The sequence below is a fragment of the Sphingomonas hankookensis genome, from assembly GCF_028551275.1.
GTDB lineage: Bacteria > Pseudomonadota > Alphaproteobacteria > Sphingomonadales > Sphingomonadaceae > Sphingomonas > Sphingomonas hankookensis_A.
This window is the reverse complement of sequence record NZ_CP117025.1, coordinates 601,117-616,882: the sequence shown is the minus strand read 5'-3', so window position 1 is coordinate 616,882 and position 15,766 is coordinate 601,117. Positions and strand designations below refer to the sequence as shown.

At 69.7% G+C, this 15,766-nt stretch carries 13 protein-coding genes; 8 read left to right on the top strand and 5 right to left on the bottom strand.

From position 1 onward, the window contains the following. Positions 1-71: 71 nt before the first annotated feature. On the bottom strand, positions 72-752 hold the full coding sequence (locus tag PPZ50_RS03040; RefSeq protein ID WP_066689946.1) for a c-type cytochrome: 681 nt from the start codon (positions 750-752) through the stop codon (positions 72-74). Positions 753-868: 116 nt separating this feature from the next. Between PPZ50_RS03040 and PPZ50_RS03035 the strand changes: the two genes are divergently transcribed. Beyond that, on the top strand, positions 869-1,759 hold the full coding sequence (locus PPZ50_RS03035; protein WP_066689944.1) for a prephenate dehydratase: 891 nt from the start codon (positions 869-871) through the stop codon (positions 1,757-1,759). Positions 1,760-1,920: 161 nt separating this feature from the next. Here PPZ50_RS03035 and nudC read toward each other — a convergent pair whose 3' ends face one another. From nudC to PPZ50_RS03020, 3 genes are read right to left on the bottom strand one after another with little or no spacing between them, the layout of a single operon-like run. Further along, complete coding sequence (nudC, locus tag PPZ50_RS03030) at positions 1,921-2,775, bottom strand: NAD(+) diphosphatase (RefSeq protein ID WP_066689942.1); 855 nt, start codon at positions 2,773-2,775, stop codon at positions 1,921-1,923. After that, on the bottom strand, positions 2,772-4,076 hold the full coding sequence (locus tag PPZ50_RS03025) for a serine hydrolase domain-containing protein (protein ID WP_084401524.1): 1,305 nt from the start codon (positions 4,074-4,076) through the stop codon (positions 2,772-2,774). Before PPZ50_RS03025 ends, nudC begins: the two co-directional genes overlap by 4 nt. A gap of 23 nt (positions 4,077-4,099) precedes the next feature. Continuing rightward, positions 4,100-5,131: an A/G-specific adenine glycosylase gene (locus PPZ50_RS03020; RefSeq protein WP_232307938.1), complete on the bottom strand. Its 1,032-nt coding sequence runs from the start codon at positions 5,129-5,131 to the stop codon at positions 4,100-4,102. Between the two features lie 19 nt (positions 5,132-5,150). Between PPZ50_RS03020 and PPZ50_RS03015 the strand changes: the two genes are divergently transcribed. The 4 genes from PPZ50_RS03015 to PPZ50_RS03000 are packed head-to-tail and all read left to right on the top strand — an operon-like array spanning position 5,151 to position 10,590. After that, positions 5,151-5,693 (top strand): DUF721 domain-containing protein, encoded by a 543-nt coding sequence (locus tag PPZ50_RS03015; protein ID WP_066689938.1) that lies wholly within the window; start codon positions 5,151-5,153, stop codon positions 5,691-5,693. Continuing rightward, positions 5,693-6,385 (top strand): DsbA family protein, encoded by a 693-nt coding sequence (locus tag PPZ50_RS03010; RefSeq protein WP_066689936.1) that lies wholly within the window; start codon positions 5,693-5,695, stop codon positions 6,383-6,385. The genes PPZ50_RS03015 and PPZ50_RS03010 overlap by 1 nt, the downstream gene beginning before the upstream one ends. A gap of 22 nt (positions 6,386-6,407) precedes the next feature. Continuing rightward, complete coding sequence (locus PPZ50_RS03005) at positions 6,408-7,142, top strand: thioredoxin domain-containing protein (RefSeq protein ID WP_066689935.1); 735 nt, start codon at positions 6,408-6,410, stop codon at positions 7,140-7,142. Positions 7,143-7,188: 46 nt separating this feature from the next. After that, positions 7,189-10,590 carry a chromosome segregation SMC family protein gene (locus PPZ50_RS03000; RefSeq protein WP_126014254.1) on the top strand — a complete coding sequence of 1,134 codons (3,402 nt, stop codon included), beginning with the start codon at positions 7,189-7,191 and terminating at the stop codon, positions 10,588-10,590. A gap of 117 nt (positions 10,591-10,707) precedes the next feature. Here the strand turns inward: PPZ50_RS03000 and PPZ50_RS02995 are convergent, their stop codons facing one another. Next, positions 10,708-11,031 (bottom strand): EF-hand domain-containing protein, encoded by a 324-nt coding sequence (locus PPZ50_RS02995; RefSeq protein WP_066689934.1) that lies wholly within the window; start codon positions 11,029-11,031, stop codon positions 10,708-10,710. Positions 11,032-11,166: 135 nt separating this feature from the next. Between PPZ50_RS02995 and PPZ50_RS02990 the strand changes: the two genes are divergently transcribed. From PPZ50_RS02990 to PPZ50_RS02980, 3 genes are all read left to right on the top strand, one after another. Continuing rightward, positions 11,167-12,384, top strand: coding sequence for an argininosuccinate synthase (locus PPZ50_RS02990; protein ID WP_066689996.1), 1,218 nt, complete (start codon positions 11,167-11,169; stop codon positions 12,382-12,384). An 80-nt stretch (positions 12,385-12,464) separates the two neighbouring features. Next, positions 12,465-13,979 carry an NAD(P)/FAD-dependent oxidoreductase gene (locus tag PPZ50_RS02985; RefSeq protein ID WP_420038501.1) on the top strand — a complete coding sequence of 505 codons (1,515 nt, stop codon included), beginning with the start codon at positions 12,465-12,467 and terminating at the stop codon, positions 13,977-13,979. Next, positions 13,976-15,763 carry a hypothetical protein gene (locus PPZ50_RS02980; protein WP_066689931.1) on the top strand — a complete coding sequence of 596 codons (1,788 nt, stop codon included), beginning with the start codon at positions 13,976-13,978 and terminating at the stop codon, positions 15,761-15,763. Before PPZ50_RS02985 ends, PPZ50_RS02980 begins: the two co-directional genes overlap by 4 nt. Positions 15,764-15,766 lie beyond the last annotated feature (3 nt).

The window sequence follows — 15,766 nt, the reverse complement described above, 5'->3', positions numbered from 1 at the left end:
GGAGGGCGGCACCAACCGCAACCCCTTCGCGCCTCCGCGTGACCCCCATTCTTCTTTCCGAAGCCGGGCCGTTACTGGCCCTTCTTCGCCGCCTGTTCCGCCGCGGCCGGATCGACCGACGGCGCGCCCGATGCCGGGGTCGCGGCGTTGACGACGTCGGCGGTGTTGGCCGGAGCCCCCTCCGCGACATTGCCCTCCGCCTCGGCCGGCGCCGCCTCGGCACCCGCGGCGGGAGCGGCCGGCAGCGGCAGGTTCGATCCCTGCGAATTGAGATAGGCGATGACGTTCGCCCGGTCCTCGGCGCTGCCCAGACCCGCAAAGGTCATCTTGGTGCCCGGCGCATATTTGCGCGGGGACGTCAGCCACGCATTCATCGAATCGAAGTCCCAGTTGCCCGGGATACCGGTCAGCGCGCTCGAATAGGCGAATCCCGGAATATGGCCGTGCTTCTTGCCCAGCACGCCCCACAGGTTCGGACCGATGCCGTTGGCCCCGCCCTGGTTCACCGTGTGGCAGGCGGCGCATTTCTTGAACACTTCCGCGCCCTTGGCGACGTCGGCGGTGGCGAGCAGCGTGGCGATCGGCACGGCGGCGGCAGCGCCACCCCCGGCTTCGGCGGCGCCCTCGACCGGATAGCCCGGCTTTTCCGGCGGACCGGAGTGAAACACCATGCCGCTGGCGATGGAAAGTCCGAGGGCAGCGGCGCAACCGGCCAATACCCAACCTGCGATGGTGTTCGTCCGGTCGTCCATGCCCTGAGCCGTCTCACCTAAATGTGGTTCTGTTTGGGGCCATGCTTAGAGGCGGCATCCGATACTGGCAAGACAGGGTTGCCGCCTGCCCCCGCGACCGATAATCGCCGCACCCCATGCAGAAATACGCCGCACCCGCGCGCCCGCTGGTGGCGCAGATGATCGAAGCCGCCGCGCGCGACCCGAATCGCACCGTCGCCTTTCAGGGCGCACCCGGCGCCAATTCGCATGTCGCGCTGACACAGGCGTTTCCCGACGGCCTGCCGCTGCCCTGTTTCGGCTTTGCCGATGCGATCGATGCGGTGCGTGTCGGACAGGCGGACTGCGCGATCATCCCGATCGAAAATTCGCTGCATGGGCGCGTGGCGGACATGCATTTCCTGCTGCCCGAATCCGGGCTGGTCATCACCGGCGAACATTTCCTGCCGATTCGCCATGCGCTGATGGGTCTGGGCCCGGTCGAGGGCATTCGTCAGGCGATGAGCCACGAACAGGCGCTGGGCCAATGCCGCCACTGGCTGAGCGCGCGCGGGATCGAGCCGGTAGCGCATCCCGACACCGCGGGTGCGGCGGCATCGGTCGCGGCGATCGGCGACCCGACGGTGGCGGCACTCGCCCCCCCGGCGGCAGCCGAGCTGTACGGGCTGCAACTGCTGGCCGACGACATTGCCGATGCCGACCATAATACGACCCGCTTCGTCGTCCTCGCCCGCGCCGCGCCGCCCGAACTGCCCGAGGGGCCGTGCATGACGACTTTGGTGTTCGAGGTGAAGAACCTACCCGCCGCGCTCTACAAGGCGATGGGCGGCTTCGCGACCAACGGCGTCAACATGACGAAGCTGGAAAGCTACCAGCGCGGCGGCACCTTCGCCGCGACGGAGTTCTTCTGCGACATCGAAGGACGGCCGGGCGAGCCGCATGTCGACCGCGCGCTCGACGAACTGCGGTTCCACAGCAAATGGGTGCGGTTGCTGGGGAGCTACGGGCGGGCAAGGGAGCGGGGGTAGAATTTCCCTCTGCGCACCCCGTTCGGTTCGAGCAGCTTCGAGCCTGTCGAGAAGCGTCCGTCGAGAACCTATTGCTTGGGGCAACCCCTTCTCGACTTCGGTTCTCGACAAGCTCGAACCTGCGCTCGAAGCAAACGGCGGCGAGGTGAAGGGGGCTTAAGTCACCCCACCACCCACGCCATCAACAGACTCCGCGCAATCGCATGGCCCGGCGGCGCGATGAACCGCGTCGTATCCCCGGCCAGCGCCGCGCGAACCTCGTCCCGCGTCGCCCAGAACGCGTCCTCCAGCTCGGTCGCATCGATCCGGAGTGCATCGTCCGCCGCCGTCGCGATGCACGCGATCATCAGCTGCGACGGAAACGGCCAGGGCTGGCTGGCGACATAGCGCACGCCGGCAACCGCGACACCCGCTTCCTCCAGCACCTCGCGCGCGACCGCTTCCTCGATTGATTCCCCGACCTCGACGAATCCGGCCAGCGCCGAATAGCGTCCTGCCGGCCAGCTCGGCTGGCGACCCAGCAGCACGCGGTCGTCATGCTCGACCGCCATGATGACCACCGGGTCGGTCCGCGGAAAATGCAGCGCGCCGCATCCCGGACACGACCGCGCCCAACCGCCACGCGCGACGACGCTCGCATGGCCGCACCGCGCACAGAAACCATGCCGCGAATGCCAGTCGACCAGGCTGCGCGCGATGCCGTAGAGCGCGACGTCAGCCGCCGGCATCTCCGCCAGCGCGGCCATCAGCGCGGGCGACCGCATAGCCGGCGCGCTGCCGTCGCCCTCGCCCGCCACGAACAGCGGCGCGCCCTCCAGATAGCCGAGCAGCAGCGCATCGCGGCGCGCCGGGTCCATCGCAGCCAGCTGCAGCGCCCCGTCCTCCGCCACCGGCGGCTCCAATCCGGTCAGCACCAGCAGCCGCGCCGCCGGATCGGCCAGGCACCGGGCGAATGCGGCCGGATCGTCGCGCTCATTGTCGGCACGGACCAGCGCCACGCCGGTAAAGCCGATCATCGCACCGGCCCGGCAAGATCGCTGGCCAATGCCTTCACCAGATCGTCGCGCAGCGGCCATTTGTCCGCCGGGAAGTAATTGACCATGAGGGTCCCGCGCACCTGCCGCACCGGATCGACGAACGCGACCGTGCCGGCCGCCCCGCCCCAGCCATAGGTGCCCTTGCCCGGCCGTCCGGGCAGCGTTTCCAGATACACCGAACCGCCCGCGCCAAAGCCCATTTTCGGCCCCGCCTGCCCACCGGTAGCCCCGTCGACCCCGCCAAAGGTCACGCCGGCCGGCAACAGGTTCGACATGCCCAGCGCCACCGTGGCCGGTTTCATCACCCGCTTGCCGTTCAACGTGCCGCCATTCTGGAGCATGTGAAGAAACCGGTCGTAATCCGCCGCCGACATGACGAGACCCGCTCCGCCATAGGGGAAGCTCGGCGGCGACAGCCAGACCGACGTGGCGCCCGGATCGACCGGCACCAGATTGTCGCCGGCCCAGGCATAGTTGGTGACCAACCGCCCCTTCTGCGCCGCCGGGACCGTCCAATAGGTCGACGTCATGCCCAGCGGACCGAACATCCGCGTCTGCAAGAACCGCTCGAACGACATGCCCGAAGCCACCTCGATCACCCGACCCAGTACGTCCAGCCCGATCGAATAGCTCCACTTCGTCCCCGGTTCGGCGATCAGCGGCAGGGTGGCGACGCGGTTGGCGAATTCCTCCAGCGATTTCGGCCGTGCCTGCGCCATCGCGACCTCGGCCTGCGCGTTGACCGCTGCCGGCACGATGCCCAACCGCTCATATTCCTTGAGCAACGGCCCCTTGGTCACGATGCTGTAGCCAAGGCCGGCGGTGTGGGTCAGCAGATGGCGCACGGTGATCGGCGTGGTCGCCGGCCGGCTGGCGAGGCTCTTGTCGGGGTCGGTCAGCACCTTCATCGACTTGAAGCCGGGGATGAAGTCGCTGATCGGCTGGTCGAGCTTCAGCTTGCCGTCCTCGACCAGCATCATCGCCGCCATGCCGGTGATCGGCTTGGTCATCGAATAGACGCGCCACAGCGTATCGACATTGGCCGACGCGGCATTGGCGTCGGTGGCGACCCGGCCGGCGGCATGCGCGCTGGTCCAGTCCGGCCCGCCGACGATCACCACCATGCCCGGCGCCTTCTTCTGCGCGACATAGCTGCGGACCATCCCGTCGGTTGCGGGCAGTGCACGGACCGCCGGGCGGGCGGGCGCGCGCGGCGGAGCGGCCTGTGCCCAAGCCACCGCCGGCTGCACCAGCAACAGCGCGCCGGTCAGCGCCAGCATATTTCGGACCCGGTTCTCACCCCTCATCGCATTCCCTCCACAGCCGTTATCGCCCGCGCGAACAGCGTCGGCATGCCGGCGGCTTCAAGGTCCGCGACCGGCCACCATTCGCCCTGCGCGGTGTCGTCGACTGCATCCGCCACCATGACGGTGCAGGCAAGATCGAAATGGGTAAAACCATGGCGGACCAGACCGATGGCGCGCCAGTCGGCGGCGAACGGCGCGCCTTCGGCGCCCGGATCGCTATCGCTCCACGGCCCGGTCGGCAGCGCGCGCATACCGCCCAGCATCCCCTTGTCCGGCCGCCGCACCAGCAGCACCCGCCCGTCCCGTTCCGCCCAGAACAGCGTGCCGAATCGCTGCGGCTTCGCCTTCTTCACAGCCTTGACCGGAAAGGCGTCGGGCGTGCCCATCGCATAGGCCGCGCAATCGTCGCGCAGGGGGCAGAGCAGGCAGCGCGGCGAGCGGGCGGTGCAGACCATCGACCCCAGGTCCATCATCGCCTGCGCGAAATCGCCCGCGCGGGCGTCCGGCGTGATCGTATCGGTGCCCGCGCGGATCGCCGGGCGGGCACCGGGCAAGGGCTCCGCAACCGCGAACAAGCGCGACACGACCCGCTCGACATTGGCATCGACCACCACCGCCCGCCGGCCAAAGGCGATCGCCGCGATCGCCGCCGCCGTATAGTCGCCGATCCCCGGCAGCTTGCGCAGATCGCTTTCGGTGTCGGGCAGCCCGCCCCGCGCCGCGACGACCCGCGCGCAGGCCAGCAGGTTGCGGGCGCGGGCATAATAGCCCAGCCCCGCCCATGCCGCCATGACATCGGCATCGTCCGCCGCCGCCAGCGCCGCGAACGACGGCCAGCGCGCGGTCCACGCCTCGAAATAGGGCCGCACGCTCGCCACCTGCGTCTGCTGGAGCATCACCTCCGATAGCCACACGCGGTACGGATCGGGCGCTGCCGTTCCGGGCGGGCTGCGCCACGGCAGGGAACGATGGTTGCGATCATACCAGTCGAGCAACCGTTCGGCGACAGAGAGATGCTTGGCGTCCACGTCGGCTCTATGGCATGGGATGCCGACAATGACGACGCGCCCCCGCCCCCATGCGACGATTCCCGAACCCCGCCGGCGTGGCGGTGCGCGGCCCGTGGCCGAATTGCTGCCCGATATCGGCGGCGCGGCGTTCCGCAAGTTCGGTTTCGTCCAGTCGGCGGTGGTGAGCCGCTGGGGCGAGATCGTCGGCGAACGCTTCGCCCGCGTGTCCGCCCCCGAATCGATCCGCTTCCCGCCGGGCAAGCGCGCCGACGGAACGCTGACGCTGATCGTATCGGGCGCGCATGGCACGATGATGCAGCATATCGCGCCCGAAATCGTCGAGCGGGTGAATCGCTTCTTCGGCTATCCGGCGGTCGCCCGGCTCCAGTTCCGGCACGGCGAGGTCCGCCCGCGCCGCCCGGTGCCGCCGCGCCGTGAACCGCCGCCGGTCCCGGCCGAAATGCACGAAAGCCTGCGCGACATCGCCGATCCCGAGCTGCGCGAGGTGCTTGCCGCACTCGCCGGTGCGGTCGCCGCCCCGCCGCCCCCCGCCATTCCGATCCTCGGCAAGGTCCGCTGATGCGTATCCTCATCCTGCTCTGTTCGTTCATCCTCGCGCTGTTCGGGATGCCCCCGGCCAAGGCGCAGGCCCCGGCCAAGGCGGCGACCGCGCGCAACTGGACCAACAGCGTCACGATGCTGCCGACCGGCGGCATCGCGGTCGGCAATCCGATGGCGCGGGTGCAACTGGTCGAATGGGCCAGCTATACCTGTTCGCACTGCGCCGCCTTCGCCCGCGATGCGAAGCCCGAGCTGACCGCGCTGACCCGCTCCGGCAAGGTACGCGTCGAATATCGCACGCTCCCGCGCGACGCGCTCGACCTGACCGCCGCGCTACTCGCGCGCTGTGGCGGGGCGAACCGCTTCCTGGCGGCGCATGACGCGATCTTCGCGCAGCAGAGCGCGATGCTCGACAAGGCCGAGGCATTCGCCGCGACGCCGCCCGCGCAGCAGCCGACCCCGACCATCGGCAAGCGGCTGGAACAGCTCGCCGCTGCCACCGGGCTGCGCACGCTGGTGCGGGGACAGGGCGTGGACGATGCGAAGATCACCGCCTGCCTGAACGACGAAGCCGCACAGAAGCGGGTGATCGCCATTGCCGAAGCGGCGCAGGCGGCCGGCGTCGAAGGCACACCCAGCTTCGAGGTCAACGGCAAGAAGGTCGAAGCCCATGACTGGGCGACGCTCAAGCCGTTCCTGACCGCCTCCTGATCCTTAGAAGAGAGTAGATCCCATGCGTTTCGCCTTCCCCCTGATCGCGCTTGGCCTGTTGTCGGCCTGTGGCGGTGGTGATTCCGGCACCGGCACCAATGGCAGCGCCGCCGCGCCGGTCGCCAATGTCGCCGCGCCGGCCGGCAAGAAATGGACCGACATGGTCGCGGTCACGCCGGAGGGCGGCTATCGCATCGGTAACCCCGACGCGGCGGTGAAGCTGGTCGAATATGGTTCGCGCACCTGCCCGACCTGCGGGGCCTTTGCCCGCGAAGGCAACGAACCGCTCATCAACAACTATGTCTCGACCGGCAAGGTGAGCTTCGAATTCCGCGACTTCGCGGTGCACGGCGCGCCCGATCTGGCGGCGGCGGTGCTCGGCCGCTGCAACGGCACGGCGACCTTCTTCCCGCTACTCGAAGCCATGTATCAGGACCAGGCGGCGACGCTGGAGCGGATGCAGGCGATCCCGCAGGCCGAACAGGCGCGGTTGCAGTCGATCCCGCCCTTGCAGGCGGTTACCGGCTGGGCCGATGCCGCCGGCTTCGTCGATTTCGTCAAGCAGCGCGGCGTGCCCGAGGCGAAGGCGCGCCAGTGCCTCGCCGACCAGAACCTGCTGCAACAGGTGGTGAAGATCACCGAAGAAGGCGGCGCGACCGTCACCGGCACCCCGACCTTCCTGATCAATGGCGAAAAGGTCGAGAATGCGGTGACTTGGCCACAGATCGAGGCAGCGCTGAAGGGCGCCGGCGCCTGACCCCATGGCCGCGGGTGACGACGCGGCCACTTCACGCGCGCCGGGGCTGACGCTCCGACGACTGCGGCTGAGCGGATTCAAGAGCTTCGTCGACCCCGCCGATCTGGTGATCGAACGCGGGCTGACCGGCGTGGTCGGCCCCAATGGCTGCGGCAAGTCGAACCTGCTCGAAGCGCTGCGCTGGACCATGGGCGAGAACAGCGTGAAATCGCTGCGCGGCGCCGGCATGGACGATGTCATCTTTGCCGGCACCGAAACCCGCCCGCCCCGCGACTTTGCCGAGGTCGCGATTCTTGCCGAGGATGCAGCGGGCGACGAGGTCGAGATCGTCCGCCGGATCGAACGCGGTGCCGGCTCCGCCTATCGTATCAACGGTCGCGACGTGCGGGCGAAGGACGTGTCGCTGCTGTTCGCCGATGCCGCGACCGGCGCGCATTCGCCCGCGCTCGTCAGCCAGAACCGGATCGGCGCGGTCATCGCCGCCCGCCCCGCCGAACGCCGCGCGATGCTGGAGGACGCCGCCGGCATCTCCGGGTTGCATATTCGCCGCAAGGATGCCGAGGGAAAGCTGCGCGCCACGGAGACCAATCTCGACCGGCTGGGCGAAATGGCGCAGGAACAGGATGCCCGCGCCGCCGTCCTCCGGCGGCAGGCGCGGATCGCCGCCCGCTATCGCGAACTGACCGACGCGATCCGCATCGCCGAGGCGCGCGCCATCTATGCCCGCTGGCGCGATGCCGCCACCGCCGCCGATGCCGCCAGGGCGGAGGCGAACGCCGCCGAAACCCTCGTCGCCAGCCACGGCAGCGCGCAGGCGGAGTCGCTCGCCGAACAAACCGCCGCGACGCAGGCCTTGGCCGCCGCCCGCGCGACCGCGCAGGAACTGCGGCAGCGCGCGGCCGATGCCGGCCATGCCCGCGAACGGTTGCAGGCGCAGGCCCATGCCGCGACCCGGCGGCTGGCCGATCTGGAGGCGCAGGCCACGCGGCTGAGCGAGGATCGCGCGCGCGAGGCGGCTCTGGCCGGCGATGCCGCCAATGCAGCGGCGCGGCTGACCGACGAGATCGCGCGGCTGACGCAGGCTATCGCCGATGCGGCGGCACGCCTCCCCGAACTGGACGGGGCGCTGGTCCGGGCGACCGAGGCCGCGATGGCCGCCGATGCCGCCCATGGCGAAGCGGTCGCGGCCCAGGCCGCCGAACTGGCCGAGGCTCGCGTCGCCGCCGCCGCACAGGACGCAGCGCGCATCCGCCTCGACCGCGCGCGCCGCGACGAAGCGCGTGCGCTCGCCGAACAGGGGGCATTGCCGGCGCTCGCACCGCTGACCGTCGAGCGGACGGCAGCCGTCGAGCGTCGCGCGGCAGCACTGGCCAGCGCCGACACCGCCCGCACCACCATCGCCCATGCCGATGCCGCCGAACGATCCGCGCAGGAGGCGCGCGGCCGGGCACAGGCCGACCGCGCGACCGCCGCCGCCGAACTCGCCGCGTTGGACGGGGAGATCGGCGCGCTCGAACGCGCGCTCCGGCGAAGCGGGCGGGCGCGGATCATCGATTCGGTACGCGTCGAGCCGGGGTTCGAAGCGGCATTGGCGGCGGCGCTGGGCGACGATCTCGACGCCGGGACCGATCCGGCGGACGACCGCTATTGGGAGGATGCCGGGAACAGGGCCGATGGTCCGCCGGTGCCGCACGGCATCGGGCGACTATCGGCGCAGGTTGCCGCCCCCGCGCTCGCCCGGCGTTTGGCGCAGGTGCTGGTCGTGGAACGCGACGAGGGCACGACGCTGGCGGTCGGGCAACGGCTGGTGACGCTCGACGGGGCGATGCGCCGCTGGGACGGCCTGCGTGCCCGAGCCGGATCGGGGGCCGCCGCCGCCGAACGCCTCGCCCGCGCCAACCGGCTGCGGGCGTTGGGGCAGGAACGCCCGGCACTGATCACCCGCCGCGACACCGCCGACGCGGCACTCGCCGCCGCCGATGCCGCGATCGCCGATGCGCGAACGACCCTCGCCGCCGCCCGCCGCACGCTCGAACAGGCCGAAGCGCAGGCCCGCGAGGCATTGCGCGCCGAAGATCGCGCCACCGCCGCGATCGAACGGGCACAGGCGCGCGCCGACGACGTTGCCGCCCGTCTGCAACGCCTCCGCGCCGACCTGATCGAGGCGCAGGACGAGAGCGACCGCGCCGATGCCGCGCTTGGCCAGCTACCCAATCGCAGCGCGACCGCCGGCCGCGTCGCGGCGCTGGCGGGCGCAGCGGCGACCGCGCGGACGCAGATGGCCGACGCCCGCTCGGCCCGTTCCGCGCTCGACGCCGCCCTCAGGCGCGACCGCGAACGGCTGGAGACGGCGAAGACCGAACTGTCCGCGTGGCGATCGCGCGCTACCGATGCCGATCACCGCATTGCCGAGGTCGAGGCGCGAGCCGCCACGCTCGCCGCCGACCGCGCGGCGTTGCGCGACCGGCCAGCGGCCCTTGCCGCGGAGCTGGCGCAGGTCGATGGCGCGCTCGGCGATCTACGCCGCGCCGCGACCGAGGCGGCTACGCTCGAAACCGCGGCCGAAACCCGCCTGCGCGCCGCCGAGCGGGCGGGCAGTACCATCGCCGAATCGCTCGCCTCGGCCCGCGAACGCCGCGCCGGCGCGTCCGCGCGGGCCGACGCGCAGGAACAGCGCCGGCTGGAAATGGGGCGGTTGTCGGGCGAACGCTTCCAATGCCCCCCGCCGCTGCTGCCGCGCATCGGCTTTGTCGGCACGGAGGTGGGCGATGCGACCGACGAGAGTGCCGCGCACGACCGGCTGCTCGCCGACCGCGACCGGATCGGCCCGGTCAATTTGATCGCCGACACCGAACTGGCCGAACTGGAAGCGGCACAGGGCGAGACCACCGCCGAACGTGCCGAACTGGCCGAAGCGGTACAGCGGCTGCGCGGATCGATCGGCACGCTCAACCGCGAAGGGCGCGCGCGGCTGCTGACGGCGTTCGACGCGGTCGACGGCCATTTCCGCCGCCTGTTCGGCGCGCTGTTCGACGGCGGGCAGGCGCAGCTCGCGCTGGTCGATTCGGACGATCCGTTGGAAGCGGGCCTCGAAATCCTCGCCCAGCCGCCGGGCAAGCGGCTGCAATCGCTGACCCTGCTGTCGGGCGGCGAACAGGCGCTGACCGCCGTCGCGCTGATCTTCGCGCTGTTCCTGACCAACCCGTCGCCAATCTGCGTGCTCGACGAGGTCGACGCGCCGCTGGACGATGCCAATATCGATCGCTTCTGCGACCTGCTCGACCGCATGGCCGCCGATACCGACACCCGCTACCTGATCGTGACCCACAATGCCGCGACGATGAGCCGGATGCACCGGCTGTTCGGCGTGACGATGGTCGAACGCGGGGTCAGCCGGCTGGTATCGGTCGATCTGGGCGGCGCGACGGGACTGCTCGCGGCGGAGTAGAACAGCCCCCCACACAACCAAGAAACGTCACCCCAGCGTAGGCTGGGGTCTCGCGCGGCGAGGAGCGCGTTTCACAACGGGGAGACCCAGCCTGCGCTGAGGTGACGTCGACTTTCGTTACTGCCCCGCCTTCACCACCGCGCGAAACTCTTCCCGCGTGATCCGGCCGTCCTTGTTCTGGTCCATCAGCGCGAAGGCGGTGGCGAGGCCGGCGGCTGCCTGCCCTTTCTGCGACGGGTCCTGCTTCGCCGCTTCGGCATCGATCTGGGCGCTCATCACGTCGAACTCGGCCTTGCTGATCGTGCCGTCCTTGTCCTTGTCGAAAATGCCGAAAAACTCGGTCTCGTCCTCGGCCGCCGGTTCGACCACCGGCGCGGGCGGGGTTGCCGGGGCGGGCGCGGGAGCGGTCTGCAGCGCAAGGGCAAGGACGGCGAGGAACATCGGGTTTCTTTCCGAAAAGGGGAAATGTGCGACACGATTGCACCGCATTCGCGCCTGCGCAAGCGCGTGTCCTTGCGCGGCGGCCCCGCGTCGCCTAACCGCGCGCCGAACCACTGCATTCCCAAGGAGCCGCCCATGGCCGAGTCCATCAATCGCGTCGTCCTCGCCTATTCGGGCGGCCTCGACACCAGCGTCATCCTCAAATGGCTGCAGCAGGAATATAATTGCGAAGTCGTGACCTTCACCGCCGACCTCGGCCAGGGCGAGGAACTCGAGCCGGCGCGCAAGAAGGCCGAGCTGATGGGCATCAAGCCCGAGCATATCTTCATCGACGACCTGCGCGAGGAATTTGTCCGCGACTTCGTGTTCCCGATGATGCGGTCGAACGCGCTGTATGAAGGGCTGTACCTGCTCGGCACCTCCATCGCACGCCCGCTGATCGCCAAGCGCCAGATCGAGATCGCGAAGGCGGTCAATGCCGACGCGGTCAGCCATGGCGCGACCGGCAAGGGCAACGACCAGGTCCGCTTCGAACTCGGCTATTATGCGCTGCAGCCCGACATCAAGGTCATCGCGCCGTGGCGCGAATGGGACCTGACCAGCCGCAGCGCGCTGATCGCCTTCGCCGAACAGCACCAGATTCCGGTGCCCAAGGACAAGCGCGGCGAATCGCCCTTCTCGACCGACGCGAACCTGCTGCACACCTCGTCCGAGGGGAAGGTGCTGGAGGATCCGTGGGACGAGGTGCCCGACTACGTCTTCTCGCGCACGGTGAACCCGGAGGATGCGCCCGATACGCCGCAGGTCATCACCGTCGCGTTCGAACGCGGTGACGCGGTCGCGGTCGATGGTGAGGGCATGTCGCCCGCCACGCTGCTCGCCAAGCTCAACGAACTCGGCCGTGCGCACGGTATCGGCCGGCTCGACCTGGTCGAGAACCGCTTCGTCGGCATGAAGTCGCGCGGCATGTACGAAACGCCGGGCGGCACGATCCTGCACGCCGCGCACCGGGCGATCGAACAGATCACGCTCGACCGCGGTGCCGCGCACCTGAAGGACGAACTGGCCCCGCGCTATGCCGAGCTGGTCTATAACGGCTTCTGGTTCTCGCCGGAGCGCGAGATGCTGCAGGCGGCGATCGACCACAGCCAGCACAAGGTGTCGGGCGAAGTCCGCCTCAAGCTGTACAAGGGCGGGGTCCATGTCATCGGCCGCCGGTCGCCCAATTCGCTCTACAGCGAAAAGGTCGTGACGTTCGAGGACGATCAGGGCGCCTATGACCAGCGCGACGCGGCCGGCTTCATCAAGCTGAACGCGCTGCGCCTGCGCCTGCTCGGCCGGCGGGATCGCTGATCGACGTAAGATTGCCTTAACCACATTTTAGCCACTCGCATGGCACCGACCGTTTCGAACGAAGCGGGGGAGTTGTGCGGGTGGCTAGCGACAATGTGGACGTGGCGATCGTCGGCGCCGGTCCGGCCGGCCTTACCGCCGCCTATCTGCTGACCAAGGCCGGGCTGTCGGTCACCGTCATCGAACAGGACCCGCGCTATGTCGGCGGGATCAGCCGCACCGTCGAGCATGACGGTTTCCGCTTCGATATCGGCGGCCACCGCTTCTTTTCGAAATCGCAGGAAGTCGTGGCGCTGTGGAACGAGATTCTGCCCGACGACTTCATCGACCGCCCGCGGATGAGCCGCATCTTCTATGGCGGCAAATTCTACAGCTATCCGCTGCGCGCGTTCGAGGCGCTCGGCAATCTCGGCCTCGTCACCTCCGCGCTGTGCATGGCGAGCTATGCCAAGGCCAAGCTGTTCCCCCGCCGTACGGTCGCCTCGTTCGAGGACTGGGTCGTCAACCAGTTCGGCCACAAACTCTATTCGATCTTCTTCAAGACCTATACCGAGAAGGTGTGGGGCATGCCGTGCGACACCATGTCGGCGGACTGGGCGGCGCAGCGGATCAAGGGGCTGAGCCTCGGCGCGGCGGTGCTCGACGGGCTCAAGCGGTCGCTGGGTCTCAACCGCAAACCCAATGACGGCATGGCGGCCAAGACCCTGCTCGAAAGCTTCCGCTATCCGCGCAAGGGGCCGGGGATGATGTGGGAAGCAGCGCGCGACCATGTCGTCGCGGGCGGCAATACCGTGCTGATGGGCCATGCGCTGCGCACGCTGGAACATGATGTGGCGGCGGATCGCTGGCGGATGGTGGCGACCGACCGCGCCGACGATTCGACGCGGATTATCACCGCGCGCCACGTCATCTCCTCGGCGCCGCTTCGTGAACTCGCCTCGCGCATCCATCCGCTGCCCGCGACGCTGCCCGACGCCAGCGCCCTGCGCTACCGCGACTTCCTGACCGTCGCGCTGATGATCCGGTCGAGCGACCTGTTCCCCGACAACTGGATCTACATCCACGACAACCGGGTGAAGGTCGGCCGCGTCCAGAATTTCCGCAGCTGGTCGCCCGAAATGGTGCCCGATCCAGCCATCGCGTGCGTCGGCCTCGAATATTTCTGCTTCGAGGGCGACGGGCTATGGGCCAGCAGCGACGACGATCTGATCGCGCAGGCGACGCGCGAACTGGCGACGCTCAAGCTGGTCGATGCCAAGGACGTGGTCGGCGGTGCGGTCGTGCGCCAGCCGAAAGCCTATCCGGTCTATGACGAAGGCTATGCCGACCGGGTCGAGGCGCTGCGCACCGAACTGGAAACCCGTTTCCCGACGCTGCACATGGTCGGTCGCAACGGCATGCACCGCTACAATAACCAGGATCATGCGATGATGACGGCGATGCTGACCGTCCGCAACATCCTCGCCGGCGCGCGCATCCACGATGTGTGGCAGGTGAACGAGGACGCCGAATATCACGAGGCGGGCCGCGAAGGCGAACAGGCCGCCCTCGCCAGCGTCCGCGCGGTGCCGACCGCGATCCGGGCGGCGGCGTGAGCGAGGCGGCGGGGCGCGACACGCCCTCGCCGGTCGCGGTCTGGGGGTTCGTTTCGCTGGTCCTGATCCTGTGCGCGATCCCGCGCATCGGTCCGCTGCGCATGTACGATCCCGACGACATCATGCGCCTGCTCGAAGTACGCGCGCTGCTCGACGGGCAGAGCTGGTGGGACGTCGGACAGCATGGCTTTGCAGGTCCGGGGCTGACGATGCACTGGTCGCGGCTGGTCGACCTGCCGCTGGCGGCGGTCGTCCTCGCGCTGCGCGGCATCGTCGGGGACGCCGCTGCCGAGCGGATCGCGGCGATCGCCGTCCCGCTCGTCACGCTGGGTGTCGTCATGACACTGGTCGCGGCGATCACCCGCCGGCTGGCCGGGCGGCCAGCGGCACTGGCCGCGATGGTCATGGTGCCGCTGACGACGCCATTGCTCAGCCAGCTGCAACCGCTGCGCATCGACCATCATGGCTGGCAGATCGCCAGCGGGCTGCTGGCTGCCGCCGCGCTGATCCTGCGCCGCGACGGGCGCAGCGGGATCGTCGCGGGACTGGGTGGCGCGCTGCTCGTCACGATTTCGTTCGAAGGATTCGCCTTCCTCCTCGCGCTGATTGCCGCGGCGGGGCTGGCCTGGGTATTCGTGCCGGCGCGGGCGGCGCAGACGCGCGGCTTCGGCCTGACGATGGCGCTGGCCACGCTGCTGCTCCACCTCGTCACCCGTGGTCCCGGTTGGGCCAGCCCGGCCTGCGACGCGATCGACCCGGCATGGCTGGCGACGATCGGCATCGCCGGGATCGGCCTCGCTCTGGCGACGCTGGCCCCGCTGCGGTCGCCCGTCGGGCGGTTCGCGCTGCTGGCCGTGACCGGCGCGGCGACGGTCGCGACGATGGCGCTGCTCGCCAGCGAGTGCGCCCGCGGGCCGTTCGGAATGCTCGATCCGCTGACCTACCGCGTCTGGTTCCTCAATATCGCCGAGGGGCTGCCGGTCTGGCATCAATATTGGCCGACGATCGCCGGCAGCTTCACCTTGACGGCGGTCGCGGTCGTGGTGACCCTGCGTCGGGTGCTGGCGGCACCGGGGCACCGGCGGGAGCCCTGGACGATCCTGCTCGGCCTGCTGATCGCGGCCACGCTGTGCGGCCTTATCGTGCTGCGATCCGCCGCGCTCGCCAATGCGCTCGCCATTCCCCCGGTGGCGGCGATCGTCGCCGACCGCCTCGCCCGCGCGCGGGCCATCGTGCCGCCGCTCCGCCGCCTCGCCGCCCTGCTGGGTGTCGCGGCGATCGCGGCGCCGGGACTGGTGCTGACCGGCATCCTGTTGCTGCTGGGCGTGCCGGACCGTGCGGTCGTATCGATCCCGCGGCCCTATCTGACTGGGGAAAAGCCCGTCTGCCCACGCCAGCCCGACGTCGTACCGCTGGCAGCGCTGCCGGCAGGCGCCACGATCCTCGCCCCGCTCGATATCGGGCCGGCGATCGTCGCATCGAGCCGCCTCCGGCCGATCGCCAGCGGCTATCATCGCAACGCCCCCGCCATGCGGTTCGTCATCGCCAGCTTCATGGCCCGGCCCGACCTGTCGCGCAGCGCGATCCTCGGGCGCGGGGTCGATTATGTCGTCGGCTGTCCGGGCATTTCGGAAAATCTGGCCTATGCCAATGCCGCCCCCCACGGCCTGTGGGCGCGGCTGGAGCGGGGCGAGCGTTTCGACTGGTTGCAACCGGTCGCAATTCCCGACTCGCCAATATTGGTATGGCGGGTGGTCCGCCCTCTTGCGAGCCCGCCTGCCTAGCCC